Raw genomic sequence first — 26,191 nt, forward strand, 5'->3', positions numbered from 1 at the left:
CACCCTGCCGAGTGTGATCACTCTCTTTTCCGGGAACACCTTCCACGGCGATTTCATCAACGGTCCGGGGCCCGGGTCCCCGCGACCGCTACATGCGCTCGTCCGGTGGTTCGGTCCCGGCGATCTGCCGACGGTCGCGCAGGTGAACCCCTACCTATTGGGCGCCACGAGCTCGGCGTTCGGCAGCGCCCAGCGTGAAGGCCACCACGACCGGTATGTGGCACGGACCCGTAATAGGGTCGATGCCGGGTTGGCGGCCGCGCTGGGCGGTGCCCAGTTGGTGATCGTGGTCGGGCCGTCGAAAGCGGGAAAAACGCGCACCTTGTTCGAGGCGATCCGCACCTGCGACTCGGCGGCGAAAGTGTTGTGGCCGGAGCTGGGGTGTGTGGGTGAGCTCGCCACTCATCCCCGGCTCGCCACCACGGATGACCTGATCGTGGTGTGGCTCGATGACCTGCACGACTACCTGAACGCCGCCGAGCCGCTCACTCCAGCGTTGCTGGCACGCCTCACCGCACGCCCCGGTCGCACCGTGGTGGTGGCGACGTTGCGGTCGGAGATGCGGGCTCGGCTGCGTGGTGAGGGTGAACTCCAGCGTGACACCCTCCGGCTGCTCGATCAGGCCCTGATCATCGACCTGGCCTCCACCAGCGAGGATCCCGACGAGCAGGCCGCCGCGGCCCGCACCTACCCCGACATGAATTTCGGTGGCCATGGGCTGGGGGAGATCCTGGCCGGCGCACCGGAGTTGCTGCAACGCTACGACGACGCCAAAGCCGCCGACCCGGTGCAGCGCACGGTGATCGAGGTGGCCATCGATTGGGCGCGGATCGGACGGACAGACCACATCCCCGAACCCACCCTGACCGAGCTCGTAGTGGACAGCATCCGCGTGAAGCGACCAGAAATCGACACCACCGGTGCGAAGGTCCGCGCTGCGATCGAGGCCGCACGCACACCCCCGGAAGGGGCAGGGCGGGCGGCGGCACTGCACACCAGCTACCTCGACGAACAGACCCGCGGGTACCGCGCGTTCGACTACCTCGTCGCAGCCGACGACGGACAAGACCACCGCACACCACGACCTATCCCGGAAACGTTCTGGCACACCGCAACCCACAACGCTGACCCCGACACCCTGAGCGCGGTCGCGTCCGCCGCCTACCAACGAGACAACACACCCGCCGCGATCACACTGTTCGGCAAAGCCGCCGCCACCGACCACCCCACTGCGATGTACAGCCTCGGGAGGCTGCTCCACGATCGGGGTGACCTGGTGGAGGCTGAGTCCTGGTACCGCAAGGCCGCCGACCTCGACCACCCCGACGCGATGGTCAACCGCGGGTTCCTGCTCCAAGGTCGGGGTGACCTGGTGGAGGCTGAGTCCTGGTACCGCAAGGCCGTCGACCTCGACCACCCCGTCGCAATGGTCAACCTCGCGTTCCTGCTCCATGATCGGGGTGACCTGGTAGAGGCTGAGTCTTGGTACCGCAAGGCCGCCGCCACCGACCACCCCGACCCCGCCGCGATGCACAACCTCGGGAGCCTGCTCCAGGGTCGGGGTGACTTGGTGGAGGCTGAGTCTTGGTACCGCAAGGCCGCCGCCACCGACCTCGCCGACCCCGCCGTGATGTACAACCTCGGGTTCCTGCTCCAAGGTCGGGGTGACCTGGTGGAGGCTGAGTCCTGGTACCGCAAGGCCGCCGACCTCGACCACCCCGACGCGATGTACAACCTCGGGAGCCTGCTCCGGGGTCGGGGCGACCTGGCGGAGGCTGAGTCTTGGTACCGCAAGGTCGCCGACCTAGACCACCCCCTCGCGATGGTCAACCTCGGGAACCTGCTCCATGATCGGGGTGCGGTCGTGGAGGCGGAGTCCTGGTACCGCAAGGCCGCCGGTGATCAGTAGCGAAGCTGTTGTCAAGTTGGGGTACAACCCCAACGCCACGGCGGTGACCGGCCCGAAAAGCGTCAGAATAGAGTCTGTTTCTGCATTTCTTGACACATGTCCGCCTGATTTTTAGACTTTAACTTGACGCATTGGGTCTCGGGAGGGTCGGTTATGCGCGTTGGCTATATCAGGGTGAGCACGGTCGATCAGAACACCGTGCGGCAGCTTGACGGGATCGAGGTCGAGCGCACCTTCACCGACAAGGCCTTCGGGAAAGACATCGCACGCCCACAGCTGGACGAGCTGATCGCGTTCGTCCGCAACGGCGACACCGTGATCGTGCACTCCATGGATCGCCTGGCCCGCAATCTGGATGATCTGCGGCGTCTGGTGCGCACCTTGACCGGCAAGGGGGTGCGGGTGGAGTTCGTGAAGGAGTCGCTGACCTTCACCGGGGAGGACTCACCGATGGCGAACCTGCTGCTGAGCGTGATGGGCGCTTTCGCCGAGTTCGAACGCGCCCTCATCCTCGAGCGCCAGCGCGAGGGCATCGCCGCGGCGAAGGCCCGCGGCGCCTACACCGGCCGCAAACCCGCCCTCACTCCCGAGCATGCCACCCAACTGCGCGCCCGCGCGGCCGGCGGAGTGTCGAAAGCCGCGCTGGCCAAGGAGTTCGGCGTCAGCCGCGAAACCGTTTACTCCTACCTGCGGGCAGCGGCAGCCACCGCCTGAACTCTCACCCGATCACCGGCACACCTTGGGCCACTACTGCTCGTCGGCTCGGGCGCGCCGCCCTGGAGGACGTGGATCGGTGACGTCGATTGCGATCGCCGAGTCTCGACAGGTGACTATGCGTTTCTCGTCAAGAAGAGCATTTTGCCGTAATTGTCACCGAACCATAGGTTTTTGAGGCCATCCGGTTTGTGGAAGACGGCCGCGGCCAGGAAGTGGTCGCCCAGCAGCGTGTAGTCGCGGTCGGTACCTGTATAGACGATCACCCAGACGTCGGCAAGATTCCAACTGTGGTTGGAGCCTGCCGTCTCAAAGCGGATGTAGGCCGGGCTCTGGGACAGGTTCGCGGTGTCGAGTTTGAAGCCGACACGCGGGTCGTTCCCATCTTCGACACTCGATCCGTACACATATCTGTCCCAGGCGCGGACACGGTTTTCCCACTGGATGCCCTGGTCGAGTTGTTTGGCGGGGGCTAGGCCGAAGACATAGCTCCGGTCGGAGCCGCGTTCGAAGTCGTCTAAGCGTGAGTTGACGCCGAACTCGCGTCCTGCGAGGCCGAGGTAGACGCGGCCATCTGTGCCGGCACCGTCGACATCGCCGGTGACGATCCGGCATTCGAATCCGGAGATTTTGGTCATCCTGGTGCCCCTCTCGGCGCTCCGGGTCCAAACTCCCTGCTGCCGGCGAGTTTAGTTCTGTGTCGGGGACCGCGCTCCGGAATCCCGACACTCGCGGCGCGAGGTGCGTGTCGCCGGCGTCGATCGCATAGACCGGGTGAGTGCGATGAGCGATGAGCGCTATGCGGCCACCGGCACTTGAGCCCGCCCCGGAACGTGCGGGTGGATCCGCGGCGGGTGTGGCTGATGCCGGTCCGGGCGACGCCGGAGCGGCTCGGGCCGGTCACGCAGGGGCTTGAACGGCTCTCGTAAGCACGCCTGCGCGAAACTGGCGTCTGTGCGTGTGGCGTGGCCATGCCGAGAACTGTCGTAGAAAGGGCCGACAAGAATTATTGGACACCAATACTTTCGACACGTTTTATCGACACATGCCCGGTTCGGCCGACCTGGGCTTCCAGACCGCAGCACTCAACGGTGGCAGGGTGTCGGAGAACCGAACGATTCTCCGACACCGGTGCTCGAAGTGCCGGGGCAGCAGGCTTCGGTTTGTCGTTCCGGCCGCGCCAACTCCATGTGCGTGTCGAATAGGTCGCGTTGGTGATCGCTTACCGCCGCCAGCGGGATGTGGAGCAGAGCCGGTTCGTGGATCGCTTCGGTGCCGCTGCCACGCAGCTCGGCGCGACCGATGTCGCGGTCCGAATCGCCGGGGTGTACGCGATGGCCGGTGTTGCCGACGAATCCGATGGGCTGCGCCGCCAGCAGTGCATCGACGTACTGTGCGGCTATCTCCGTCTGCCCTATAGTCCCGAGCTCGGTCGCAACCACCAAACCAAAAACATTTGCAAGCACCGCGACCCAGAACAATTTGGGTCGGAGAACGAACAGCATTTCGAGTACCGGCAGAACGACCACGAGGTCCGCGCGACCATTTTCCGCGTCATCGCCGATTAACTGCGACCTGAGGCCGAATACAGTTGGTCGGCCAGCGACTTCGACTTCCGCACGATCTATCTGGAGAACCTCGACTTCAGCAAGACCACATTCCGCGGCACTGTTCGTTTCGGCGGGGCCACGTTCAGCGGCAACACCCGGTTCGACGGCGCTACGTTCAGCGGCAACACCGAGTTCAGCGGGGCTATTTTCCGCGACTACACGAGGTTCAGCGGGGCTACGTTCGGCGACTACACCAGGTTCGGCGGGGCTACGTTCAGCGGCGACACCAGGTTCGACGCGACCATTTTCCGCGACTACACGAGGTTCAGCGGGGCTACGTTCGGCGACTACACCAGGTTCGGCGGGGCTACGTTCAGCGGCGACACCAGGTTCGACGGGGCCACGTTCAGCGGCAACACCAGGTTCGACGGGGCTACGTTCAGCGGCGACACTAGGTTCGGCATGGCTACGTTCAGCGGCGACACCAGGTTCGGCGGGGCTACGTTCAGCGACTACACGAGGTTCGGCGGGGCCACGTTCCGCGGCTACACCGAGTTCGCGGCCGCCATATTCAGCGGCGACGCCGAGTTCAGCGGGGCTACGTTCAGCGGCGACACTGGGTTCGGCGGGGCCACGTTCCGCGGCTACACCGATTTCGACAAAGTTACGTTCGCGGGCCGGACCAGTTTCGCCGCTACCGACTTCGGTTCCGGGCGAGTCGTTTTCACCGAGCCGAGACAGTGGGGGCCGCCGACACCGGAATTCGATTGGCGCGAGGACGGTGCCAGCAAACCAGCGAATGTCGAACCCCAAGATTGGCCGCCTGCGGTACCGACACCGTGACCAGCGGCCAAGGAGGCATTGGGTGTTGAGAATTGATCGGTTCTCGACACTCGCAGTACCTTCGAATGCTGACCGACGCCAAACGGAGCTGGCCCCCCAGAAAAGGGAATAACTGCGGTATGGGTATCGACCCATGGGTCGATACCCTCTGCTTTCGCTTTGACCGACCAAAACAAAAGACCCTGAGGAAGGCTCGATGGAGTCCGAACGCACCGTCCGCGAGGTCGTTGACCTGATCATCGAACTCGGTCTTGTCGACCTGGACACACCCACGCAGCACACCTTGCTGATGGAATCGCTCGACGAGCCACTGAGCTACTACGGGGACACCGAGCAGAGTGCCGTGCTTGAGTTGCTCAGCGAGGTCGGAATCCGATACACCCTCGACTACAAGACATTTCGCGGCATCGACGAGTGCACCGACGACGAGCGGCGGGAATGGTACAAGGCTGAACTGCAATCGATCGCCGCTTGCAGCCGCGGTATGGTGGCCATCACCAACGTCCGGCTGGTCGAGACCGACGCGAACTGGAAGCTCCACTTCGACTGCAACGGCGTCACCAAGTCCTGGCGGGTTTACCCTGGCGACAAGGAGGAAGACTTCGAGGCCACTCTCGTCTTCGCCACCTCCCTCACCACGCTTTCCACCGGCGCTGTCGAACAATTCTGTTCCGTGGACGCCGAAAACGAAGATGTCAGCGGGGGAGCCGTTTTCGGCGACCCGGAGGCACTCAATCGGTTGGGCGCGCATTTCGATATCACCTTCGAGTCATAGACTCCCTGCGTTCGGCGAATCCGTGCTGCTCATTGCCCTTGAGTGACGATCCGATGGAAGACCTGCGCGCCCATTCTTGTAGGAGCTTCGCCGTCGAAAATGTTCACTTATCGGCGGTCAGAAAACTGTCATTTTCGAGGCCGGATCACCATTTTGATGCAGTCGGCAACCCGAAGCATTTCATAGCCTCAGCTGGCATGCGCGATGTCGGCTCGCCGCGGATGTAGCAGTACCGAAACCGATCCGATCGAGATCCCCATCTCGGCGGAGATCTGTCGGTACTTCATCCCGGCGGCACGCAGCTCTTGGGCGCGTTGTTCTTTGGCACGTGTCCGGGCTTCGTAGTCGGTTCGCGGTTCCGCCACGATGTTCCGGATCGACCGCTCACTGACGCCGAGCTGTTGGGGTTCCGGTAGTAATCGCCGAGAGTCCAACGAAGTTCGGCACATCCCCTAGTGGGGTGATCTATCGGTGGTGCCTCTTCGGGCCCGGCGTCACGACCGATAGCGCCCTCAGCTGCGGTTACTCCGATATCCGCCCGATTTTCGGCGAGTACTACGCGACCCCTCCGCTCTGCCCGCCGACCCGGCCCGAGCATGATGAGGCGCCCGCCCGAACCGGCGTTTTCGGCGGGCGCCTCGCGCGTTGCTCGGCAGCTTCGAGACAAGGTTTCGGGACTTCGTGAGCTGGGAGTCCTTCGGAGGCAAGGGTGTCGCCGGATCCTGTCTCGAAACCAAGGTTTCGAGACCAGCGCTATCGGTTCGCCGTGTGTCGTGAACGATTTGGTCCGCGGAGTTCACGCCAGGCCGCTCATGAGCCTCTATATTGCGCAGCAAACAGACGAACTCCCCTCCATCCAGAAAATGCTTGCCGACCTCGCCGACCTCGCCGACCACGTTGCGAAGTCGGCGCAGCGACTCCGCAACGTGGTCGATCTCAACACCGAGACAACGGTTCCGACGCCATTCTCCGCCGAGCTCACTACAGCTCACATAAGCCACATATCTCTGGCGACCAGGGAACTTGCGAATCAGGTGGGGTGTGCAGGGTCTTCAACGACTTCACAGGTGCAGACCTCATCGATCTGGAGATCGGCATGGAGGAGTTGGACGGAATCCGATGGTCGTTGCAAACCCGGTGGCCTCCACACTGGCACCATTCGTCGAAAAGGTTCACGTACCAAACCACTACTCGGGCATCGCTGATGGCACAGATGTAGTGGTCAGCCATATGCCACCTTCATTGTGCGGCCGCATTGGGAAGCGCTGGAACAGGTTGATGATGCCGCCAGGCCCGGCTGGCGCTGCTACGGGATTCAGGTAATCCAGACGAACCCGGGTGCGGATCCGGTCAGATCGCCCCGCAGCGTTGCGAGTGGAGTCAGGTTTGTTGGCCGTCGATTTCGCGCGGCGCCAGCGTTCGACGCAGTGGAACGCTGTAGTCCGATTCGGTAGGCGGAGACCGTGCACGGGCAGGTGTGTTCCATCCGCTGTCGCCGTGAGTTCGAAGACGGCGGATCCGTTCCGGTCGATACCTCGGATGAGCCGCGTCGAGGCGAAGTGGCGGTTCCGACGCGCTAACTCCGTGCCTCTGTGGCCTGGTCGTAGACCCCTTGGTGGACCGCGTCGGGGAATATTCGGCACCGACACTCGGGTTGTGGATCGTGTGCAAATCGTAGAAAGCATGGGTGGACCCAGAAGATGACCAGGTCAGCGGTGGTATAGGCTTTGTCGGTCATGAAGTCGGCACAGCGTTTCCGCAGGTTGCCCGACTCTTCCCGTGACCGCAGGTAGATGGCTATTTGATAGTCCTGAAGCTGCCCGTCTGTTCCTGTGCGTTCCCGTCCGATCTCGTCTGCAAATCGTAGAAATACGCGCTTTGGTCGAGGAGACACTCAGGTTTGTTACGGGGTCGGCCCGTACCGAGGATTGACCGTTCCTCGGACGCGGACATCACCAACCGAAGAACCGCCTGATCAGTAATTCTGTTGAGCGCGGGGCAGGGACGGGGAAGTCGGGTGATGAGCAGCCGAGAATCGGGTGTGCTGTCGAGTCGTCGGTCGGGCGATGGAACAGGACCAGTTCGACCACCGCGTTGACGTACTCCAACGCTGCGGTCATCAAGGCCACTCCGATCGTGGCGAGATCGCAGACAGCTGTGGGCTGGGCCGAGGGTGAATCGGTTGTCGCTCTCCAGATGCCCAGCTTGTCGGCCTGCTGCAGTGTCAGCCTCACATCGAGCTGCTCGAGATCGACGGCAATGACGCTTGCATTGCCGTCGCCGCGACTCGAGACGATCCCAGTCGGAAGGACGGCCTCGTGGATGTATGGTGCGCAGTCCATGGATACGGCCTTCGCTGCCCAGGGACGCGGTCAGACCGGATCGCAGGAAGTCGACAACGCGGCGATGCGGTGCAACAGGTGAAGGCCATTACGCGCAGGCCGGTTGAAGCCCACCAGGATTTAGTGGCCCTGCCCGGGCGGTGCTGGGCCCATGCCATTCGGTCATCGGCACTACCGAGCAGTCTCAGTTGATCTCGCCAGCCGTGGCGTCAACCCGGCGACCAGCCGGGTCCGGCCAAAGTCTTGATTCAAGACAGCTGGAAAGTTCTGCGAGTGTGTTCTAGCAGCAGGCAGGGAGTCGAGAGATGGCAAAGTGCAACGACACTACCGACCAATTCCATTGTCGTGGTTCATGTTTCAGGGAGAGTTGCAGGTGCCGGTACTCGGCAGGATTCGACCCTGCGACGCGCTTCAGGAGAGCGCACTATGTCCTAGTTGCCGAGGTTGGTGGATGGTGGCGTCGTTGACTTCACCATCCCCACCTGGGCTTTCGAGGTTTGCTGTCGCCCGCACCTGACGCAGTTCTCAGACGCTCACTTAAACAGGAAAGTTATCTTCTAAATGTTCGCGTTCCGGCTGAATCGTCTGGTAGCCAGCGGTAAGCTGTTATTGACGCCTTCCGCGGTGCCAATGACGTCTTGTTCGGTCCGGTCGATGTTGCAACTGTCGGCCGACCTGAATGCGCGTTCCTATCGGAACGCATCATGTACTTCACCAAGTGAATCGCGTGTCGCAAAGTCGATTCGGCACGTAACGCACTCGCAGCCCCAGTCCGGTAGCTCGGCAGCGCGGCCTACTACGCGGACGTCAAAAGCTCGTTGTAAGGAAGCGAAATGTCCAGCAATATCGTCAAAACCCTAGTCGCGACCGTTGTTGCCGCGCCTTTGCTCGTCTTCGCTGCGCCCGCAGCCACTGCCGATTCGACTGCCGCGGCGCCTCCGTCGTTCTCTATCGCTCCGGTCGACGGATCATTCGGATCAGCTACGTGGTGTTTCCCCCTCGGCAGTTTCGTCTGGTGCATCTGAGTGAGCGTCTGAGAACTCCGGTGTTCCACGGCCGCATCCTTGGCGGTCTCGGAAGGCGCTCCCGTGCTCGGCGTGCGTCGGATGCTCGGGCACGACAAGCCCAGTACGGCACTGGATTACTACGCCGATTTGTTCGATGACGATCTCGACGAAATAGCGAACAGGGTGAATTCGGCACGGGCCAGCTTCGCTACTGCGTACTCAGGACGGCGCAGAGGTGGCCGACCTCCGAAAATTGCGCAGATCAGGGCGCGAAGTTACCGATTCGGATGGCAACGCCGCCCGCTGATGGCCCCGGCACCGCAGTGACAGTCGACACCGAGCTGGCACAGCTTCCGCTTTCCTGGTAGCTCAGATAGTTCCAGGTGTCTTCGTCGATCGACCACCCTTCGGATCGGGATCGCCTGCGACGCGTCAGGGTCGATGGAGTGACCGGCGCGACCGTGCACGAACTCACCAACCCCGCCGACCCCGCCGCCGCCATCGCCCGCGCCGCCGTGGCAGCCGTACACACCGCATGACAAACCCCGGCCCAGGAACACCCGCCCCACACGCGGGAACCCGGGCCGGGCACATCTAACCGCATTCCAGCCATCCACCCGCACACCCAGATTCGGAAGCATCCGATATGACCGGCATCGACCTCACCGCGAGCTACGAAGTGACCAATGCCCTCAGCGGCGATCAGTCCCAACTTGCCTTCCGCCGTCGACCACGAACCGTCGATACCGTGGCCGACCGACTGCCTGTCGTCCCCCAATCGGTTGGCGGACGACTCCGATTCGCGGTCTACCCCTCGCTGCGAGCTTTCCCGGTTCGTCGCGCCTAGAGGTGCATCAGCTTCTGCGCGTCGCATCCACTACACAGGCATCCACGGCTCGCACCCGCTCGTCTCCTGGCGAAATACTCAGCGGTGACGACGAGGCTTTCGGGAATTGCGAGTTGCTGCGTGCGCCACCGGTGGAGGCGTAGACGACGTGGTCGCGCAGGATCCACACGTCCGACCGCTCTTCCATCTGTCCGGATGCGTCGAGGGTCGTCGCACCGAAGAACGTGAGACGACCTTCAATGATCACCGTGGCGTTGATGAGCCTGTAGCCATCCATGGTGAGGCCCGCTTGTACCTGCGCGACAACATTGTCCGACGCTGGCACGCATCGCGGATCCGACAGCGACGCCGGCGCATTGGCCGGTGTGGTTGCCGGCGCGGCGGAGGCTGAACTGCTCGTTGTATGCGCCGAAGTCGATTCCGACTCTTGCTCACCCAGGCCGAGCGCCTTTGAGACGAGCACGACGACGACTATCAGTGCGAACACACTGACAACGCTGGTGATCAGAGCGTGCACCACAGCATTGGCTTGCCCGCGTGTGCCGAGGTGTTCGTCTGGTTCGATGGGCATGGGAATCCCTTTGTGCGATTGACGGATTGACGGATTGACGGCGCCGCGAGCGCCTATTGACCCTGTGCACGAGGCGCAGGAATCAGTCTGTTCACGGCACGCCATGGCAACGTTAGCGCCATAGGAACCCGAGCAGCGCGCCGATCTTCACTCACGAAATCGTTCCACGGCGTGACCAGCAATGAAGTGCTACAACAAGTTTGGTCGTCGTGTGTAGTCCTGTCCCCTCGTAGGCCCAGGGGAATGGGCTTGAACTTCTGAGACGAAGTCGGGAGAGCTGTACGGGTTCATCGAATCCGCGACCTACCGGTCGCGTGGCCCTGGCCATGGATCGCCTGCCCTCACACCGCGGCAGCGGGTGTGTCGGCGCATTCGCCTTTATTTATCGACGAGGAATCACCGATGGACCTCCCGTCGACCGAGAACGATTCGCCGAGCACGTCGCCTAGGTCATCGAGCTGATAGCACTTGCTGGCTCCTCCCGATCGAAGCAACCTCCGTCGACCGCGCTGGCGGTTCGTCGGCATTGCTTGTCGCGATCGGCTCGAAGCGTGGCGGTCCGACTGCTCTGTAGCTAGCCGATGAGCGGGCAATACCGCAGCGTGCTGCGGTATTCGTCTGCACCGGGTGCCCTGGGCGGGTGATCTGGGAGTCCGATGTTGTCCGCTGTCGACGTGTTGTTCTGCTCAGAGCAGATCGAGTGGGGAAGACCAGCTCGTCTTCGATAGGTTCGCTTGGTGGAGATCGTATCTGTGTTGCCGCAGCTGGGAGTGCTGCGGTTTTCCGAGGTGAATGACCTCAATATCTATGTGTGGAACGACGGAGAGGAGGTGACGCTGATCGACAGTGGTCTGCCTGGTGCGGTCGGTGAGATCGAAAAAGGGCTTCGTGTATTGGGTTTCGCCCCGAGTCAGGTGCGGCGGGTGATTCTCACCCATGCCCACGACGATCACATCGGTTCGGCGGCCGATCTTGCCGAGTGGGGAGCCGAGATCTGGGTCCATCTCGCCGATGCCGATATCGTGCGGGGTGAACGTCCGCAGCCGGCTCCGGTGCTGCGCGACTGGGAACGCCCGATCGCCGACGCCCTGAAGCCGGGCCCGGCTCCGCGCCCGGCCCCGGTCCACCGCGAGCTGCATGGTGGTGAGGTGCTCGACTTCGGTGGCGGCGCCGAGGTTCTGGCTATCCCCGGTCATACCGCAGGCAGCCTGGCGTTGCATCTGCCGTGTCACCGTGTGCTGTTCACCGGCGACACGCTGGCCAACGTTCGTGGTACCACCATGCCGGGTGTGTTCAACCTCGACAGCACCGCCGTCGATGCAGCGGCCCACCGGCTCACCGAATTGGATGTCGGCGTCGTCTGTGTCGGCCACGGTGACGTGCTGACGGGAGAGGCATTGCGGGCATGGCGGAGTCGGCGGTCGGAACGCTGACGTCGGCTACGCCACAGCTGCGCCAAGCGCGTGCCCTTCCGCCACCACCCGGGCTGCAGTCAGCGGCAATATCCGTCTATGCCGCGTATCGAGCGATCACCCGGCCGAGGTTGGCGAGCAGCAGCGCCGTTCGCGGCGGTATGTCGTGACCACGGACGAAGCGTTAGGAAATGCCACCGAATTGAGACTGGCAACGCCCGCCACGGCCTGAGACAAACCGGAAACGGTAAGGTCAGTCAGCTGGCGGTCGGCTTCCTCCTCGGGCCGATTGGCGGATGATTTCGCCAGTTGTGTTCCGGGGCAGGAGAGTTCAGGTTGGCAGGTGGAGCGTTGCCGTCGATGCCGAGATCGGCGCGCTCGGCCTGACCGGGTACCGGCCGCTACGGGTGCGCGACACCTCGTTCTAATCAGTTCACTGTGCGGGCGTGAGTGGCCAGGCCGGGCAGGACCAGGGTGAGCCAGCGGTCGCGGGCGGCGGGGGGCCGGTCGGTAGGCGCGGTGGAGAACAACAGGTAGATGTCGTCGACGGTTACATCGGGGTGGATGTTCCTGTCGTCCTGCCCGGCGCGGATGAGGGTGGCCAGCGCGGTGCTGGCGCGATGTTCGTCGGCCTGCACTCGAGGATCGGCGCCGAGAGCCTGCGCGGCCGCTTTGGCCGCATGGTTGGTAGCCGAGATTTCCACGACCCGCCGCAGGAACGCCGTGATCTCGCCGGTGGCGTCTGCGCCTGCGGCGACGCGCTCGCAGGCGGCCTCGGCATCGTCGGCGACCTGGGCGACGTATTCGGCCACGATGGCCGCGACCAGGTCGGCCTTGGTGGGAAAGTGCCGGTACAGGGTGCCCACGGCCACTCCTGCCGCCGCGGCGATCTCGTTCATTCCTACCTCGGGCCCGTGCGCGGTGATCTGCGCTCGCGCGGCGGACAGGATCTTGCGGCGGTTGCGGATCGCGTCGGCACGCGGTGCCTTGGCCTCGGTCATGAACTCTCCCACGGACACTTGCAACAGGTGATCGCCGACGCGATCGGCAAAGCCGTCACCGCGCGGCGCCCCAAAACCCGCTACACCGTCGGCTTCGGCGCTCGACCCCTGATCTTCCTGAAATGGCTCCTGCCCGACCGCGCCTTCGACGCCCTGATCAAACGCGCCACCGGCGTCCGCGACTGAAGACCGCTACAGCAGACAGTCACCCGCGCGGCCATACCGCAATGCCACATGCACGCGTTGGGTGGAACCTATGGCCGCCGGCGGAAAGGCGGCACTGCGCAGGATTCCGCGGCCTCGAGAAGATGCGCGCGCAGCCCGTATCCCCGATCGCCCGCATACCGTATGGAGCGACATCTTCGGCCGCCGCCGAGAGCGAGACCGGTCGGGAACGCGACGCGCCACGCGAACCCACTCGAACGTGGTCCCGGGGCGGCGGCGCTTAGCATGGGTGATTGCGGCGCTGCACTCGGGGCGCTGATCTGTCGGGCAGCGTGGCGAAGTCATCCCTCTGCGACCAGCCGCAGATCCCCAGCACACTGTCGTTTGCAGAAGGACGCGAGGCGCGGAGGTGCCAGTCGTGTATCAATGGACACGTCGCGAGGACGAGCGGCTGACGACGGGAAAGGGCCGCTACGTCGCCGACATCCAGGTGCCGGGCTGCCTGGACGCGGTATTCGTCCGAAGCAAGATCGGGCACGGCACGCTGAAGTCCGTGAATTGCGGGGCGGCCGGTTCGGTACCGGGCGTAGTGGGCGCCTACACGGCCGTCGATCTCGCGGACATGCCGGCGTGCGCGCATGCGGCGGCCACTCTCCAGGACCTGCCGCCCGTCCCGCACACCATGCTCGCCAAGCTCTCCTCCAACGAGGCGGCGGCCGGCCGAGAGTGGCCGGCGCTGGTCAAGGAGCGGGTGCGCTACGCGGGGGAAGCGGTCGCGGTGGTCTTGGGGGAGGACCGCTACCAGGCCGAGGACGGGGCGGCGAAGGTCACCTTCGAGGTCGAACCGCTGCGCGCGATGGTGACGCCGTCCGTCGCCGCGGCGGCGGACGCGATCTCCCTCTTCGAGGGGCTGAGCAACGTCGCCCTGGAAGGCGAGGCAGGGCAGCCGATCGAGGACTCCGTCTGGCGTGACGCGGCCACCGTGGTGGAGGGCCGCTACCGGCAGAACCTGCTCATACCCACACCGATGGAGTGCCGGACAATCCTGGTCGTCCCCGATGAGGACCGGATGACGGTCTACGCCGGGCACCAGATGCCGCACCGCCTGCGTCGCGAACTGGCCGCGCTGCTCGGATGGACGGAGGACCAGATCCGGGTGGTGGTCCCCGACACCGGGGGAGCGTTCGGCTCCAAGAGCGCGTCCTTCCCGGAGTTCGTCGTGGTCGCCTACCTGGCGATGAAGCTCGAGCGACCGGTCCGGTGGATCGAGGACCGGCTCGAATCGATGCTGGTCGCGACACGCGGCCGGGGGCAGGACCAGCACGCCCGGCTCGCCGCCGACGCCGACGGGCGGCTGCTGGCCTACGAGTTGAACCTGGAGGCCGACGTCGGTGCTTACCCGCACCTCGGGGTTGGGTTGCCGATGCAGACCGCCTGGATGGCGACCGGCCCGTATGCCACTCCCAAGGTGCACGCGACGCTCCGGTCGGTGCTGACCAACACCATGCTCACCTACCCCTACCGGGGTGCCGGCCGCCCGGAGGCGGTGATCGCCCTGGAGCGGTCGATGGACACGATGGCCCGCCGGCTGAAGATGGACCCGGCCGAGCTGCGGCGGCGAAACTTCATCACGCCCGAGAGCTTCCCGTACGAGACCCCCACCGGCCGGAAGTATGACAGCGGGGAGTACGCGCGAGCGCTCGAACTGGCCCTGGAGGCCGTCGATTACGACAAGTGGCGGGCCGAGCAGGCCAGGCGGCGGAAGGACCCGACCGCCAAGCCGATCGGGATCGGCCTGTCGTGCTATGTGGAACGCTCCGGCGGTGAACCGGGCGGCCTCTTCGAGTTCGGCAGCATCGAGGTCCACCAGGATGGGACCGTCACCGCCCGCTGCGGCGCCGCGTCCAGCGGCCAGAGCCATGAGACGGTCTTCCCCGCGCTGGTGGCCAAGACCCTCGGCATCGATGAACGACGCGTCCGGCTGATCGAGGGCGACACCGGCGAACAGCCCCACGGCCTCGGATCGTTCGCCAGCCGAACGGCGCAGGTGGTCGGCGCGTTGCTGCAGCACTGCTCCCGACGGGTCATCGACGAGGCCCGGAAGCGCGCCGCCGCGGCGTGGGATGTACCGGTGGAGCAGGTGATGTGGTCCGACGGCTCCGTGCAGCACACCGAGGACGGTTCCAAGTCACTGGACCTGCGTGAACTGGTCAAGACAGCCCAGCCGCTGAAGGTGGAGGAGAAGTTCGAGACCGGGATGGCCTTCCCGTTCGGCTGCCACGTCGTGGTGGCCGAGGTCGACGCCGAACTCGGCACCGTGAGCCTGCTACAGGTGGTCATGGTGGACGACTGCGGGGTAGTGCTCGACCCCGGGGTCGTGTACGGGCAGGCCTTCGGGTCCTGCCTGCAGGGCATCGGGCAGGCCCTGTATGAGGCGATCCCCTACGACGACGCCGGCACCCCCATGCTCGGCAACGGTCTGCTGGACTACCTGCTGCCGACGTTCAACGAGGTCCCGCCGATCGAGGTCAAGGACACCTGCACTCCCAGCCCGGCCTCGCCGCTGGGTGCCAAGGGCGCCGGCGAGTCCGGCTGCATCGGCACCCCGGCGGCTGTCGTCAACGCTGTGATCGACGCTCTGCAGGTCGCCGATCCCGACCTGCTGCAAATGCCGCTCACCCCCGACGTGGTCTGGCGCGCGGCCCGCGCCCCGAAACTCGAGGAAGCCATGTGAAGCCCGCGGCATTCGACTACGTCATGGCGCGGACGGTGCCCGAAGTCGTCGACGTGCTCAGCAACGGACCCAACGCCAAGGTGCTCGCGGGCGGGCAGAGCCTGATCCTGGAGATGCACCTGGAGCGTCTCAGCCCCGACGTCGTGGTCGACATCAACCAGATCGCGGAACTCGACCAGATGGAGGTGCGTGACAGCGTCCTGCGGGTCGGGTCCCTGATCCGGCATCGCGTCTTCGAGAACCCGCACGCTGTGCCGGGCCCGCTCGGTGACCTGTTCGCGCTCGCCGTCGTCAACATCGCGCATCCGCCCATCCGCAACCGCGGCACCATGGCGGGCAGTTTCGGCTGGGCCCACCCCGCATCGGAATGGTGCGGGCTCGCCGTGGCGCTGGACGCCGACATCGAGCTGGCGGGTCCGCGCGGCACACGTCAGGTCGCCGCCCGCGACTTCTTCAAAGGGCCGCTCCAGACGGCCCGGCAGCCGCACGAGGTGATCACCGCCGTGCGATGGCCGCTGCTCAGCGGCGGCACCGGCGTCGGCTTCATCGAACACCGGCGCACACACTTCTGCTTCGCGCAGGTCGCCGTCGGGGCGACGCTGAACGTAGGCGACGGCATGATCGAGCGGGCCAGGATCGGACTCGTCAACTGCGCCGACCGGCCGCTGCGGGCACACGCCGCCGAGGCCGCGCTGATCGGCGTCGAGGTCGGCCCGCTGTCGGACGGCTACCGACTGCCCGCGGACCACCCCTTCGCCCGCGCCGGCCGCGCCGCGGCGGAGCAGGACGCGGCACCGATCGCCGAGCCGTACGCCGACATCGAGTACCGCAAGCACACCATCGCGACCGTGGTGGCCAGAACACTGTGCCAAGCGGCGGCGGATCAGCGGTCGCGCGCCAGCTCGCTGCGGGGAGACAGCCGATGAAGATCACCCTCAACGTCAATGGTGAGGACTTCCCGCTCGACGTGGAACCTCGGCGCATCCTCGCCGACGTGCTGCGCGACGACTGCCGGCTGACCGGGACGCACCTGGGCTGCGAACACGGCGTCTGCGGGGCCTGCAGCGTGCTGGTGGACGGCGAGACGGTCCGCGCCTGCTTGATGTTCGCGGTGCAGTGCGACGGCAAGGTGGTCCGGACGGTCGAGGGTCTGGCTGGCCCGGACGGCGAACCCAGCGCGCTGCAGAAAGCGTTCTCCGCCGAACGCGCGCTGCAGTGCGGCTTCTGCACTGCCGGGTTCCTCATGGTGGCCACCGGGGAACTGGAGGCCGACCCGACCATCGCCGGCGACCAGGAGCGGATCAAGGACATCGTCAGGTCCAACCTCTGCCGCTGCACCGGCTACGAACCGATCCGCCGCGCGATCACCCGCGCTGCCCAGGAACAGCAGGAGGCCACAACCTGACACTCCCGCGCGGCGCGCCCGCCCCGAGGACGACGGCCCAGGACAAGGAGACCGCGGTGACCGGAAACATCCGTGAGGGAATCATCGACGTGCACGCACACTGGCTCCCCCACGATCTGCTGTCGCTGCCGCCGGGCAACACCTTCGGGGGCATGAGCGATCGCGGCGGGAAAATGTTCCTCGGCGAAGTCGAACTGTCCTTCCCCACCAAAGCGATGACCGACATCGCGACGATCGTCGCCGACACCCGGCAGGCGGGTATCGGGGTACGGGTTATCTCGGCTCCCCCTTTCGCGTTCCCCGTCCACGAGCCGTCCCGGGCCGACGAGTACATCGGGTCCTACAACGACCAGCTCGCCCATGCTGTAGCCGGGTCGGACGGGATGCTGCTCGGGCTCGGACTGGTCCGGCTGGACGACGCGGACGCCGCCCGGCGGGAGATGACCCGCCTCCAAGGCATGGCAGGGGTCGTGGGTGTCGCCGTCCCGCCGGTGGTCGACGGGAAGTCCTTCGGCAACGGCGTCATGCGCGACGTGCTCCGCGTCGCCGTGGAGCTGGACCTGTCTGTCCTCCTGCACCCGATGCAGCTGCCCCGGCCGGAGTGGAAGGACCATTACCTGGTCAACCTGATCGGCAACCCGGTGGAGACCACCACCGCGGCAGCGTCGGTACTCCTCGGCGGCGTCATGGAGGAACTGCCGGACCTGCGCATCTGTTTCGTGCACGGCGGGGGCTGCTCCCCGGCGCTGCTCGGCCGGTGGACCCACGGCTGGCACGCACGGCCCGACGTACGACACCGCAGCGAGCGGTCGCCGGCCGAGTCGTTCGCGAAGTTGTACTTCGACACGATCGTCTACGACCCCGACGTGCTCGAGCTGCTGGTCGCCACCGCATCGGCGGACCGCATCCTGTGCGGCAGCGACTACCCCTTCGACATGGCTCAGCCCGACCCCGCCGGATTCCTGCTCGCCAATGGCATCGACGCCCGCACCCTCGAAGCCAACGGCCGCGCCTTCGTCGGGAGTCCGTCCACCGCCCAGGGCCCGTGAACACCTTCGAACCGCATTGGCATCCGATCACCGGTGCTATGGGCTACGTCCACTACGGCGAGGCACGCATGACGATCATGAATCCCGATGGCACGCTGGATACCTGGAACATGACCGCTGGCGACACGTACTTCATCCCGACGGCCTACCCGCACCACATCGAGAACATCGGCACCGGTGACTGGCACATGCTGAACTTCTTTGATCAGCCGTTCCCCGCCGACATCGGCTACCGCGCCTACACCCGCGAAGTCCTGGCCCCGGCGTTCAACACCCACATCGACGACCTGCCGACGTTTCCGTTCGCCCCCGCCGACCCCCTGGTCGTCGGTCGCACCAACCCTGTCGACGCACTCGGCGTCGGCCAAGTCTGACCCGCCCAATCCCCGATCCGACCACTCCGACCATTCAAGGGAGCACGACCATGGCGACCATCACCACCCACGACGGCACTGACATCTTCTACAAGGATTGGGGCACAGGACAACCCATCGTGTTCAGCCACGGCTGGCCACTGTCCTCCGACGACTGGGACACCCAGATGCTGTACTTCCTGGCCCACGGCTACCGCGTCATCGCCCACGACCGCCGCGGCCATGGCCGATCCACCCAAACCCCCGGCGGCCACGACCTGGACCACTACGCCGACGACCTGGCCGCCCTGGTCGAGCACCTTGACCTGCACGACGCTATCCACGTCGGGCACTCCACCGGCGGCGGCGAAGTGGTCCGCTTCCTGGCCCGCCACGGCGAACAGCGCGCCGCCAAGGCCACGCTCATCAGTGCGGTGCCCCCGTTGATGGTTCAAACCGACTCCAACCCCGAAGGCCTGCCCAAGGGCGTGTTCGACGACCTTCAGGCCCAGCTGGCGGCCAACCGCTCGGAGTTCTACAGAGCGCTGCCCGCGGGCCCGTTCTACAACTTCGACAAGCCCGGGGTGGAATCGTCGGAGGCGATCATCGAGAACTGGTGGCGCCAAGGCATGATGGGCGACGCGCTGTCGCACTACGACGGCATCGTAGCGTTCTCGCAAACCGACTTCACCGAAGACCTGAAGAAGATCACCATCCCCACCCTGGTGATGCACAGCGTCGACGACCAGATCGTGCCCTACGTGGCCTCCGGTCCGAAGTCGGCTGAGCTGCTGGTGAACGGCACACTGAAGACCTACGGTGACAATTTCCCGCACGGCATGCCCACGACGCACGCCGACGTCATCAACGCCGACCTGCTCGCTTTCCTCGAGGCCTAAGGAGGCGGCGCCATGGCACACCTGTTCTCGCCCTTGACGTTGCGTGACGTCACATTCGCTCACCGAGCATGGATGTCGCCGATGATGCAGTTCGCCGCCGTCGCACCGGGACCCGACACCGGCACCCCCACCGATTAGCTGACGGATGCCACGAATTTTGAGACCCTACACAACTGTAGGGTCTCAAAAGTCGTTGCCAAATCTCAGAATGATTGGCCACGACTTGGCCAGTTGGCCATGACTGGAGATTCCGCTCCCTCCGCTGACCGGTAGGTGGATGGTCCTCGCCAGTTACGGTGCAGGGCAGGAGGATCCGGTTGGTGAGCGTGGCGGGCATCGAGGTCTCGACGGTCGGCCACTGTCGATGCAGTCCAGGTCGCGTTCCGTTTCGGCAGGCACGAGCGCCGGGCCGTCGTGAGTGGGCTGCTGTGGCTGACCATTCGTCAAGGGATCCCCACTACGCTGGATCTACCTGACCATGATCGCGGTCGCGGTCGGCATCAGCGTCGAGAACTTCCTGCCGCCTGGGCGACCCGCCGATGCTCGACTCGGCTCGCTACCTCGAGATCGGTCTCGCCCTTATCGCTCTCCTCGGCGGCCTTACCGCGCCTGGCGCCCCGTGACCCAGCATGAGACCGCCGCCGGTTCGGTGGAGACGGGCGACCGACGGGTCTTGTCGAAACCGGCTCGGAATGGATGATCTCCGCCGAAGATGGACGGCATGAATCGGCGCGAACAAGGAGCAGCGTGATGAGGCATGTTGGTATCTTGGCGCACAGTATCGAAGGCGCGGCGCTCTGCTTGCGGACGCTGTCGCAGGAGGGTGCCCGCGATCTCGGAACGCACGAGCACGCCGATGTGACCCTGGATTGCATCGCGATGGGCCGCAGCATGCCCGCGTGGGAGGCCCGTGATCACGGCGCGATTCGAAAGATCCTGGCCACCAGCGTCGATCGCCTCGCCAACGCCGGAGCCGAATTCTTCGTCTGCCCCGACAACACTGCACATATGGCGCTGGAGTCCGATGGCGAAGACCTGGCTCTGCCGGGTCTGCACATCGCCGAAATCGTCGCGGAAAAGGCGGCCGCAGAAGGTTATCGCCGGGTCGGCGTGCTGGGTACCAAGTACACGATGACCGGCCCGATCTACCCGCGCGTCTTTGCGGCCAAGGGAATCGACGCCGAGATCCCGGACTCCGACGAGCGCCGCCTGATCAACGACATCATCTTCACCGAACTGTGCCAAGGAGTGTTCACGGCCGCATCCCGGCAGCGCTACCTCGATATCATCAACCGCCTGCACAGTCTAGGCTGTGACGCCGTCGCCCTGGTTTGTACCGAGATACCGCTGTTGGTGAAGCCGGACGTATCGCCTTTGCCCACACTGGATTCCACTCGCCTGCTTGCTGCGGCCGCCCACCAGGTCGCCATCGGGGCACGCCCGCTTCCGACCTGGTATGGCGGCGCCATCGACTGAATCACGCCGCCCAACGCGGACCCCACGAAGGAAATGCCATCAGACTGAGACAAGCACCGCTCGCCGCTACATGAGACAAACCCGAAACGGCCAGGTCAGCCAGCCGACGGATGCCAAGATTTTTGAGACCCTACAAGTGTCGTCTGGCCCAGGGCTGAAATGCCCTGGGCCACAGGATAATTAGGTCCGTGTCCCGCGCGGACTACGTGTCGCGCGAGTCGATGTCGAGAAGCTGGGTGGCAAGTCGCAAGGTTTCGCTGGTGTCTCCGGAACGTCTGCGATCGTTGGGCAATGGGTCGCGGTGGCGGGACCGGATCGCGCGCGCCACCGTCGCAGTCGGGAACCAGGTTGGCACATCCGTGATTTCGGTGGCGGTACCGATCACTCGATCCAAGTCGCTCAAATCACGCAGTTCGCGGTACTCGCTGACTCCTTCCAAAATCGGTTCGAGCAATGATGGATCAGCTCCTAGTGCAGCTATGCCCCTGCAGCATCGCCACGGTTACGCCGCAGACCTTCACCGTGGCCTCCCGACCGGCGACATCACCCGATCCAGGAGTTCCCCGTAAGCCAACGCTTTTCGGGTGCGCGCTGCTATCCAGCCCATATCCGCCAGGTTCGAGCTGGTGGCTCTCTTGAGGGGCTTTCAGCCGCTGGTTCCTCACGTACGCCTTTCCGTCTCGCTTGCCGGACCCGGACCATCTGGCAGTACTGGCCCGACCCGTCGTTGTCAGGACTGCTTCCACCCGCACCCGTCATCCCACGGGCCGAGCTGTCCTCAGCTTCAACCGATCAGCTGCGACCGATCGGCGGTAGTGTCCTTCCGAGTGCGGTTTTCACTGCGAGGAAGTCTCCGGCGGAAGCCCGGACGACCGGTGGGTTCGAGTCTCCCTTGCTGAAGGCGCCGCGCCGGTGACTCGTCCGGTCCGGCTCATACCGAGGAACATTGCGCCCAGGCCGAGCAGCACGGCGAGTGCGCCGGCGATGACGTTGTTCCAGATCGTCGATGTGGTATCGACGTCGCCGCTGACGACCCAGGGGGCCAGGATCATCCAGAGGCCGATCAATGGAGCAGCCCAGACGATGCCGTGGGTCCGGCCGTACACCGATGCGAACCCCAGTGCCAGCATCGCCAGAGCGATACCGACGATGAGATTGTTGACGGTCAAGGTCGAAAGCCCGTTGAACCCGACAACCCACGGGGAAATCGCGATGTATAGCCCGGTCAAAAACAGCAGGCCGGTGACCGCCTGAGCGTCCGGCGCCTCCGAGGCGCGTTCGTACTTCTCCCGCAACTCCACGATGTCGGGATGCCGGCTCATCATGGTTTCACTACTCATGTTCTCCACCACCTTCAGACATAGTGGCGAATCAAAGCCCTGTCGAGCCGAAGCCCTCTCAGCGGGGGCGGCCGCGATCGGCCGCGGAATGCTTCTCGTCCTGATCGCCACTTACTCATATATCATGCCGTGATATTATCACTTCATGATGCAGGGGTCGATGCCATCGCCTGAACACCTCACCGACCAGGAGTACTCGAGACTGCTGGCGCTTCGAGTCGGGCTTCGCCAGCTCCTGCGGTGGAGTGAGCACCGAGCAGCCGAAGTGGGGCTCACCGACACCCAACACCAGTTGCTGCTGACGATTCGGGGGCATTGCGATCCGGACGGGCCGAGCATCGGTGAGGTCGCCGGATACTTGTGCGCCCGCCACCACAGCGTGGTGCAACTGATCGATCGCACCGAGCAGCTCGGACTCGTCGCCCGCAAGCGGGAGCAGGGCAAGGACCGCCGCGTCGTGCGCCTCATGTTGACCGAGGCGGGCAAGGAAACCCTAGCCTCGCTCAGTGCGGTGCATCAGGAAGAACTCCAGCGACTGACCCCGCTGGTCGGTGCCCTCGACGACACTTCGGTCATGCCGCAAGCGGGATGAGCGCTGTCCGGTCCGGGGACAAGCCGCACGAGCCGTCGACGGCAGCGGCCATTGCTACGTGGTCTCTCGCGGAACCCTGTGCAAGCGCACGACGCGCCATCGGCAACATGGCGGAGTACGACCTGATTGTCGAGTACGACAGCGTCATTGTCGACGCCCGCGTCGGACCACACCTGCCAGATGAGCTCGTGGAACTCGTCCTCATCGCAATACCGGAAATCGCTGCGTTCATCGCTGAACGGATCCACCAGCGGCTTGATGTAGGTGTTTCCAGACCGGCGAGTCGCTCACCTCGCCCGGCCGCATACAGACCTGATGCACGAAGTGCCTATTGACGTAGTCCAGCCCATCCTCGCCCGCTGTATCCCACATAGCACTGCCCCCTGGTTGTCGATGCCGTACGGCAACAGAATGGCCTGGGGCACCGACAAATTCGGTGCAAGAACTGTCCAGCAGCGGTTTTCGACACGATTGATCAACACCCGAAGTTCGAACGACCTGGGGTTTCGATGAGATGAGGTCGGCGTCGGTAAAACGAAGAACGATCCTCGACAGGCACTGGGAAATCGCGCCGCTGGGCAGCGGAGCCATGCGAACCTTGCACTCGTGGATCTCGTCCGGGAGCCGGTGATCTTTTGGCGTCAGCCGCTCATCCGGGCGTAGCCGCCCGCATTGAGTACCTCATCGAGCTCAAGACCCTCGCGAGCTTTCGGGCCGGTGCCGGTGCCGGTGCCTGAGATATCTGCGTGGTGGGGATGAGCATCAGATGTCCTCGATCCGGATGGGCCCCACGGGCCAGACCCGGGAATTTCGGGCAGACTCGGCAAACGTGCAGGTGAGTGGGTGTGCCGATGCTCTAGCCGAACCGAATTACGCGGAACGCGGATTACGGTGATCGCGACATCGACAGTGAAAGCGACGGGCAGGGCCACCGAACATTGTTGCTGCACAACGAATGGCGAGGGTCAGGCGCCGTCGAACTCCACGACTCCAGCGGCGCGCCAGTCGAATCCTGATGGCCAGATCGTATAGGTGTTAGTGATCGCACCGGAGAGATCGATACCAACGAGGTTCCGGCCCCGTAGGTCTGCGGAGCAGAGGTCCGCTCCGGCCAGACCGGGGTCGATTAGCACGCCAGCGGCAGCGGGTTCGAATCCGTCTGGCCACCAGGTCAGCATGTTGGCGCGAGCGTTTCGTAAGGCCGCGAGGTCGTCTCCCGGCGTTCCGAGGTCGGCGCGTCGCAAATCGCACCCTCGTAGGTCCGCGCCCTCCATGTCTGCTCTAGTGAGTAGGCAGTCCACAAACCGGGTCCGCCGGAGGTCACTGTTGGTCAACTCTGCTCGGCGGAGGTCGGTTCCGGTGAGTTCCAACGACAGCCAGGAGACGCGATTCGGAGTTGGATTACCACGCCCCAGGACTGTCAGTGCTGCCTGGACGTCGGGTCGCCGAACCACCAGCCGATCGACCAGTCGGACCGGCCGTTGCTCGACCGCAGCGTGGGTACGGACATATGCTGCCAGAATTTGCCGGATCGGTTCCCGATCGTGCTCGGATTCATCGGCTATCCGGCCTAGTGCATATACGCCACCGACTCGGACTGCCGGTTCAGGGCTTCCGAGCTGTCCTACGGCCTGGGTCATGCGTTCAGTCAATCGGCCCAGCTCGCTGAGCCGGATTTCCTCCTCGGTTTTGCGACTGCTCAGGAGAAACTGCCGCCACGTCATGTAGGCACCGAAGACGACGATCAGGCCACCGAGTGTCTGCACGATGGTGGTGCGGGCCGTAGACCGTGCTTGTAGCACCTCTTGTGCTGAGGGGTGAGCGGCAACGCCGTCCACATCGACTAGAATCAGCGGCCCGAAGATCACGAGGGCGGTCACTGCTGACAGCACAGTTGCGACTGCGCACCCAAGGGCGATTGACTTGACCTTGCGCGTACGCCCGCTCACACTTCCAGAATCGCACGAAATATGTTCTGTTACAGGTGAATTAGCCCGATTCGGGCTGATCGTTGAGCGCTGGATTTGCTGTTGTCGCCAGTGGGGGCGGCTGAATCGGACTCATAGGCAACTCCGAGGAACTCGATGGGTGGGCGTGAAAAGCGGGATCTCAGCGCGTCCCGGCGGAGCCTCGCGGCCGGGCCGATGCCGCGCCGACCACAACCAGTACCGTCGGTCCCGGCCATTGTGGGGCGTGAGGAGCAGTGGCGCGGAATCTGGAAAAGTCGACTTCACCAAACCTAGGCAGTGCCGAGCCCGGCTGAACGACGCAACTACCTGATCAATTCACGTGGCTACCGGGTGTGCTGGGAGTGCGGACATCAGTGCAGTCGAGTTCGGATATCGACAGAGGGCTTTCACCATGGCCGAGATCGCCCAGTCCTGCGGCGTCACCCCTATGACTGATTCACCCACCAAGCCCTCGGCGCCGCGCCGAGGGCTTTCGGTCGTCTCGTCGCTCCTGGCGGCGGGTCTGTGGCCGTTGCTGATCCTTGTCCTCGCCGTGGTCGGGATAACCGCTGTTGCCCTGCTCCGAGCGGAGAAGCAGGATATCCCTGCGGTCTTCGCGTCTTTTGCTCAAGCTTTCGGGTTCCGCAAAAGCTCCGGAGGCCCAGCGATTCAAGGCGGCGGCGACCAGGCAACCGCACCTGTAGAGGAGACGGACCGGCCCGAGGAGGCACTGTGACTCGCCGTCCTGTCCGCCGCGACCGCATCGAGGAGCTCGCCGCCGACAACGTCGACATCATCGAGTTCCACGCAGCAGCCACCGAGGCGTTCAACAGCGCGCAATGGAGCGAGGGCCTCGGGCCGCCGACTATCGAACAGCTGAGCTGTTGGGTTGACGGCCTGGCCCACAGTGATCTTGTCCACGGCACGGTAGCGCTCGAATGGCTCAAGATGGTGGCTGACCGTCTCGAGTTCACTGGCCCTGTCCTGCCCGCACGTATGGAAGTGGCGCGCAAGCTGGCGCAGATCCGTCTCGGCATAGGTGCCAAACACAGGTCGGACGGATTGATCTGGTGCGACTGGCACGGCTACACCGAGCCACTTGGCTTCAGGGTCTGTACAGCGTGCCCGTGTGAGATGCCGACTGGCCGCGTCTACGGCCTCGACGGGATAGGTCGCCCGCGACAGACTGCACCAACGCCTGCCGACAACGCGCCTACCGGCGACGGCTCCGGGACCGGTTAGCCTAAATGGCCCACCC

At 64.6% G+C, this 26,191-nt stretch carries 25 protein-coding genes and 1 pseudogene; 18 read left to right on the top strand and 8 right to left on the bottom strand.

What is annotated here, in order from left to right; all coding sequences use genetic code 11:
* Positions 1–13 precede the first annotated feature (13 nt).
* Together ACLMAJ_RS15945 and ACLMAJ_RS15950 are read left to right on the top strand one after the other, a co-directional pair.
* Positions 14–1,909 (top strand): SEL1-like repeat protein, encoded by a 1,896-nt coding sequence (locus ACLMAJ_RS15945; RefSeq protein ID WP_412014474.1) that lies wholly within the window; start codon positions 14–16, stop codon positions 1,907–1,909.
* Between the two features lie 153 nt (positions 1,910–2,062).
* Positions 2,063–2,623 carry a recombinase family protein gene (locus tag ACLMAJ_RS15950; RefSeq protein WP_412014475.1) on the top strand — a complete coding sequence of 187 codons (561 nt, stop codon included), beginning with the start codon at positions 2,063–2,065 and terminating at the stop codon, positions 2,621–2,623.
* A 116-nt stretch (positions 2,624–2,739) separates the two neighbouring features.
* Here ACLMAJ_RS15950 and ACLMAJ_RS15955 read toward each other — a convergent pair whose 3' ends face one another.
* Positions 2,740–3,261, bottom strand: coding sequence for a hypothetical protein (locus tag ACLMAJ_RS15955; RefSeq protein WP_412014476.1), 522 nt, complete (start codon positions 3,259–3,261; stop codon positions 2,740–2,742).
* 576 nt (positions 3,262–3,837) lie between these two features.
* Between ACLMAJ_RS15955 and ACLMAJ_RS15960 the strand changes: the two genes are divergently transcribed.
* The 3 genes from ACLMAJ_RS15960 (at position 3,838) to ACLMAJ_RS15970 (ending at position 5,791) form a co-directional block, all read left to right on the top strand.
* Positions 3,838–4,191, top strand: coding sequence for a hypothetical protein (locus tag ACLMAJ_RS15960; protein WP_412014477.1), 354 nt, complete (start codon positions 3,838–3,840; stop codon positions 4,189–4,191).
* 60 nt (positions 4,192–4,251) lie between these two features.
* On the top strand, positions 4,252–5,016 hold the full coding sequence (locus ACLMAJ_RS15965; RefSeq protein WP_412014790.1) for a pentapeptide repeat-containing protein: 765 nt from the start codon (positions 4,252–4,254) through the stop codon (positions 5,014–5,016).
* 196 nt (positions 5,017–5,212) lie between these two features.
* Positions 5,213–5,791, top strand: coding sequence for a hypothetical protein (locus ACLMAJ_RS15970; protein WP_412014478.1), 579 nt, complete (start codon positions 5,213–5,215; stop codon positions 5,789–5,791).
* A 188-nt stretch (positions 5,792–5,979) separates the two neighbouring features.
* On the opposite strand, the gene ACLMAJ_RS15975 is transcribed toward ACLMAJ_RS15970, so the two are convergent.
* The 3 genes from ACLMAJ_RS15975 to ACLMAJ_RS15985 form a co-directional block, all read right to left on the bottom strand.
* Positions 5,980–6,156 (bottom strand): hypothetical protein, encoded by a 177-nt coding sequence (locus ACLMAJ_RS15975; RefSeq protein WP_412014479.1) that lies wholly within the window; start codon positions 6,154–6,156, stop codon positions 5,980–5,982.
* Between the two features lie 1,587 nt (positions 6,157–7,743).
* Entirely contained in the window at positions 7,744–8,133 is a 390-nt protein-coding gene (locus ACLMAJ_RS15980) for a hypothetical protein (RefSeq protein WP_412014480.1), read from the bottom strand.
* Between the two features lie 1,861 nt (positions 8,134–9,994).
* Complete coding sequence (locus ACLMAJ_RS15985) at positions 9,995–10,504, bottom strand: hypothetical protein (RefSeq protein ID WP_412014481.1); 510 nt, start codon at positions 10,502–10,504, stop codon at positions 9,995–9,997.
* A 791-nt stretch (positions 10,505–11,295) separates the two neighbouring features.
* Here ACLMAJ_RS15985 and ACLMAJ_RS15990 point away from each other — a divergent pair.
* A complete protein-coding gene (locus tag ACLMAJ_RS15990) occupies positions 11,296–11,991 on the top strand; it encodes an MBL fold metallo-hydrolase (protein ID WP_412014482.1) in 696 nt (231 codons plus the stop codon).
* Between the two features lie 407 nt (positions 11,992–12,398).
* On the opposite strand, the gene ACLMAJ_RS15995 is transcribed toward ACLMAJ_RS15990, so the two are convergent.
* Positions 12,399–12,971: a TetR/AcrR family transcriptional regulator gene (locus ACLMAJ_RS15995; RefSeq protein WP_412014483.1), complete on the bottom strand. Its 573-nt coding sequence runs from the start codon at positions 12,969–12,971 to the stop codon at positions 12,399–12,401.
* Between the two features lie 27 nt (positions 12,972–12,998).
* On the opposite strand from ACLMAJ_RS15995, the gene ACLMAJ_RS16000 reads away from it, so the two are divergent.
* The 9 genes and pseudogenes from ACLMAJ_RS16000 (at position 12,999) to ACLMAJ_RS16040 (ending at position 21,052) form a co-directional block, all read left to right on the top strand.
* Positions 12,999–13,157: a hypothetical protein gene (locus ACLMAJ_RS16000; protein WP_412014484.1), complete on the top strand. Its 159-nt coding sequence runs from the start codon at positions 12,999–13,001 to the stop codon at positions 13,155–13,157.
* A gap of 397 nt (positions 13,158–13,554) precedes the next feature.
* Positions 13,555–15,870, top strand: a complete 2,316-nt coding sequence (locus tag ACLMAJ_RS16005) for a xanthine dehydrogenase family protein molybdopterin-binding subunit (RefSeq protein ID WP_412014485.1) — start codon at positions 13,555–13,557, stop codon at positions 15,868–15,870.
* Positions 15,867–16,796, top strand: coding sequence for an FAD binding domain-containing protein (locus ACLMAJ_RS16010; RefSeq protein WP_412014486.1), 930 nt, complete (start codon positions 15,867–15,869; stop codon positions 16,794–16,796). The genes ACLMAJ_RS16005 and ACLMAJ_RS16010 overlap by 4 nt, the downstream gene beginning before the upstream one ends.
* Positions 16,793–17,275 (top strand): (2Fe-2S)-binding protein, encoded by a 483-nt coding sequence (locus tag ACLMAJ_RS16015; protein ID WP_412014487.1) that lies wholly within the window; start codon positions 16,793–16,795, stop codon positions 17,273–17,275. Before ACLMAJ_RS16010 ends, ACLMAJ_RS16015 begins: the two co-directional genes overlap by 4 nt.
* Before the next feature lie 56 nt (positions 17,276–17,331).
* The gene (locus ACLMAJ_RS16020; RefSeq protein WP_412014488.1) at positions 17,332–18,324 is read left to right on the top strand and encodes an amidohydrolase family protein; all 993 of its coding nucleotides are present in this window, start codon (positions 17,332–17,334) and stop codon (positions 18,322–18,324) included.
* Positions 18,325–18,332: 8 nt separating this feature from the next.
* Positions 18,333–18,698: pseudogene (locus ACLMAJ_RS16025) on the top strand (cupin domain-containing protein); the annotation flags it as partial.
* Positions 18,699–18,748: 50 nt separating this feature from the next.
* Positions 18,749–19,576: an alpha/beta fold hydrolase gene (locus tag ACLMAJ_RS16030; protein ID WP_412014489.1), complete on the top strand. Its 828-nt coding sequence runs from the start codon at positions 18,749–18,751 to the stop codon at positions 19,574–19,576.
* 12 nt (positions 19,577–19,588) lie between these two features.
* A complete protein-coding gene (locus tag ACLMAJ_RS16035; protein WP_412014490.1) occupies positions 19,589–19,714 on the top strand; it encodes a hypothetical protein in 126 nt (41 codons plus the stop codon).
* Positions 19,715–20,326: 612 nt separating this feature from the next.
* Entirely contained in the window at positions 20,327–21,052 is a 726-nt protein-coding gene (locus ACLMAJ_RS16040; RefSeq protein WP_412014491.1) for an aspartate/glutamate racemase family protein, read from the top strand.
* A 202-nt stretch (positions 21,053–21,254) separates the two neighbouring features.
* Here ACLMAJ_RS16040 and ACLMAJ_RS16045 read toward each other — a convergent pair whose 3' ends face one another.
* Together ACLMAJ_RS16045 and ACLMAJ_RS16050 are read right to left on the bottom strand one after the other, a co-directional pair.
* On the bottom strand, positions 21,255–21,506 hold the full coding sequence (locus tag ACLMAJ_RS16045) for a hypothetical protein (protein ID WP_412014492.1): 252 nt from the start codon (positions 21,504–21,506) through the stop codon (positions 21,255–21,257).
* A gap of 382 nt (positions 21,507–21,888) precedes the next feature.
* The gene (locus tag ACLMAJ_RS16050; RefSeq protein WP_412014493.1) at positions 21,889–22,392 is read right to left on the bottom strand and encodes an SPW repeat protein; all 504 of its coding nucleotides are present in this window, start codon (positions 22,390–22,392) and stop codon (positions 21,889–21,891) included.
* 145 nt (positions 22,393–22,537) lie between these two features.
* On the opposite strand from ACLMAJ_RS16050, the gene ACLMAJ_RS16055 reads away from it, so the two are divergent.
* Positions 22,538–22,984: a MarR family winged helix-turn-helix transcriptional regulator gene (locus ACLMAJ_RS16055; protein WP_412014494.1), complete on the top strand. Its 447-nt coding sequence runs from the start codon at positions 22,538–22,540 to the stop codon at positions 22,982–22,984.
* A gap of 965 nt (positions 22,985–23,949) precedes the next feature.
* On the opposite strand, the gene ACLMAJ_RS16060 is transcribed toward ACLMAJ_RS16055, so the two are convergent.
* Positions 23,950–24,864, bottom strand: a complete 915-nt coding sequence (locus ACLMAJ_RS16060; protein ID WP_412014495.1) for a pentapeptide repeat-containing protein — start codon at positions 24,862–24,864, stop codon at positions 23,950–23,952.
* Positions 24,865–25,381: 517 nt separating this feature from the next.
* Between ACLMAJ_RS16060 and ACLMAJ_RS16065 the strand changes: the two genes are divergently transcribed.
* Positions 25,382–25,669 carry a hypothetical protein gene (locus ACLMAJ_RS16065; RefSeq protein WP_412014496.1) on the top strand — a complete coding sequence of 96 codons (288 nt, stop codon included), beginning with the start codon at positions 25,382–25,384 and terminating at the stop codon, positions 25,667–25,669.
* Complete coding sequence (locus tag ACLMAJ_RS16070; protein ID WP_412014497.1) at positions 25,666–26,175, top strand: hypothetical protein; 510 nt, start codon at positions 25,666–25,668, stop codon at positions 26,173–26,175. Before ACLMAJ_RS16065 ends, ACLMAJ_RS16070 begins: the two co-directional genes overlap by 4 nt.
* The last annotated feature ends 16 nt before the right edge of the window (positions 26,176–26,191 follow it).

This window comes from Nocardia arseniciresistens (genome assembly GCF_046764875.1).
GTDB classification, from domain to species: Bacteria; Actinomycetota; Actinomycetes; order Mycobacteriales; family Mycobacteriaceae; genus Nocardia; species Nocardia arseniciresistens.

Excerpts from the sequence above, each read along its gene's own strand:
- ACLMAJ_RS15950 (WP_412014475.1), top strand. The coding sequence starts at position 2,063 with ATGCGCGTTGGCTATATCAGGGTGAGCACGGTCGATCAGAACACCGTG.
- ACLMAJ_RS15955 (WP_412014476.1), bottom strand. The coding sequence starts at position 3,261 with ATGACCAAAATCTCCGGATTCGAATGCCGGATCGTCACCGGCGATGTC.
- ACLMAJ_RS15970 (WP_412014478.1), top strand. The coding sequence starts at position 5,213 with ATGGAGTCCGAACGCACCGTCCGCGAGGTCGTTGACCTGATCATCGAA.
- ACLMAJ_RS15980 (WP_412014480.1), bottom strand. The coding sequence starts at position 8,133 with ATGGACTGCGCACCATACATCCACGAGGCCGTCCTTCCGACTGGGATC.
- ACLMAJ_RS15995 (WP_412014483.1), bottom strand. The coding sequence starts at position 12,971 with ATGACCGAGGCCAAGGCACCGCGTGCCGACGCGATCCGCAACCGCCGC.
- ACLMAJ_RS16015 (WP_412014487.1), top strand. The coding sequence starts at position 16,793 with ATGAAGATCACCCTCAACGTCAATGGTGAGGACTTCCCGCTCGACGTG.
- ACLMAJ_RS16030 (WP_412014489.1), top strand. The coding sequence starts at position 18,749 with ATGGCGACCATCACCACCCACGACGGCACTGACATCTTCTACAAGGAT.
- ACLMAJ_RS16035 (WP_412014490.1), top strand. The coding sequence starts at position 19,589 with ATGGCACACCTGTTCTCGCCCTTGACGTTGCGTGACGTCACATTCGCT.
- ACLMAJ_RS16040 (WP_412014491.1), top strand. The coding sequence starts at position 20,327 with ATGAGGCATGTTGGTATCTTGGCGCACAGTATCGAAGGCGCGGCGCTC.
- ACLMAJ_RS16050 (WP_412014493.1), bottom strand. The coding sequence starts at position 22,392 with ATGAGTAGTGAAACCATGATGAGCCGGCATCCCGACATCGTGGAGTTG.
- ACLMAJ_RS16055 (WP_412014494.1), top strand. The coding sequence starts at position 22,538 with ATGATGCAGGGGTCGATGCCATCGCCTGAACACCTCACCGACCAGGAG.
- ACLMAJ_RS16065 (WP_412014496.1), top strand. The coding sequence starts at position 25,382 with ATGACTGATTCACCCACCAAGCCCTCGGCGCCGCGCCGAGGGCTTTCG.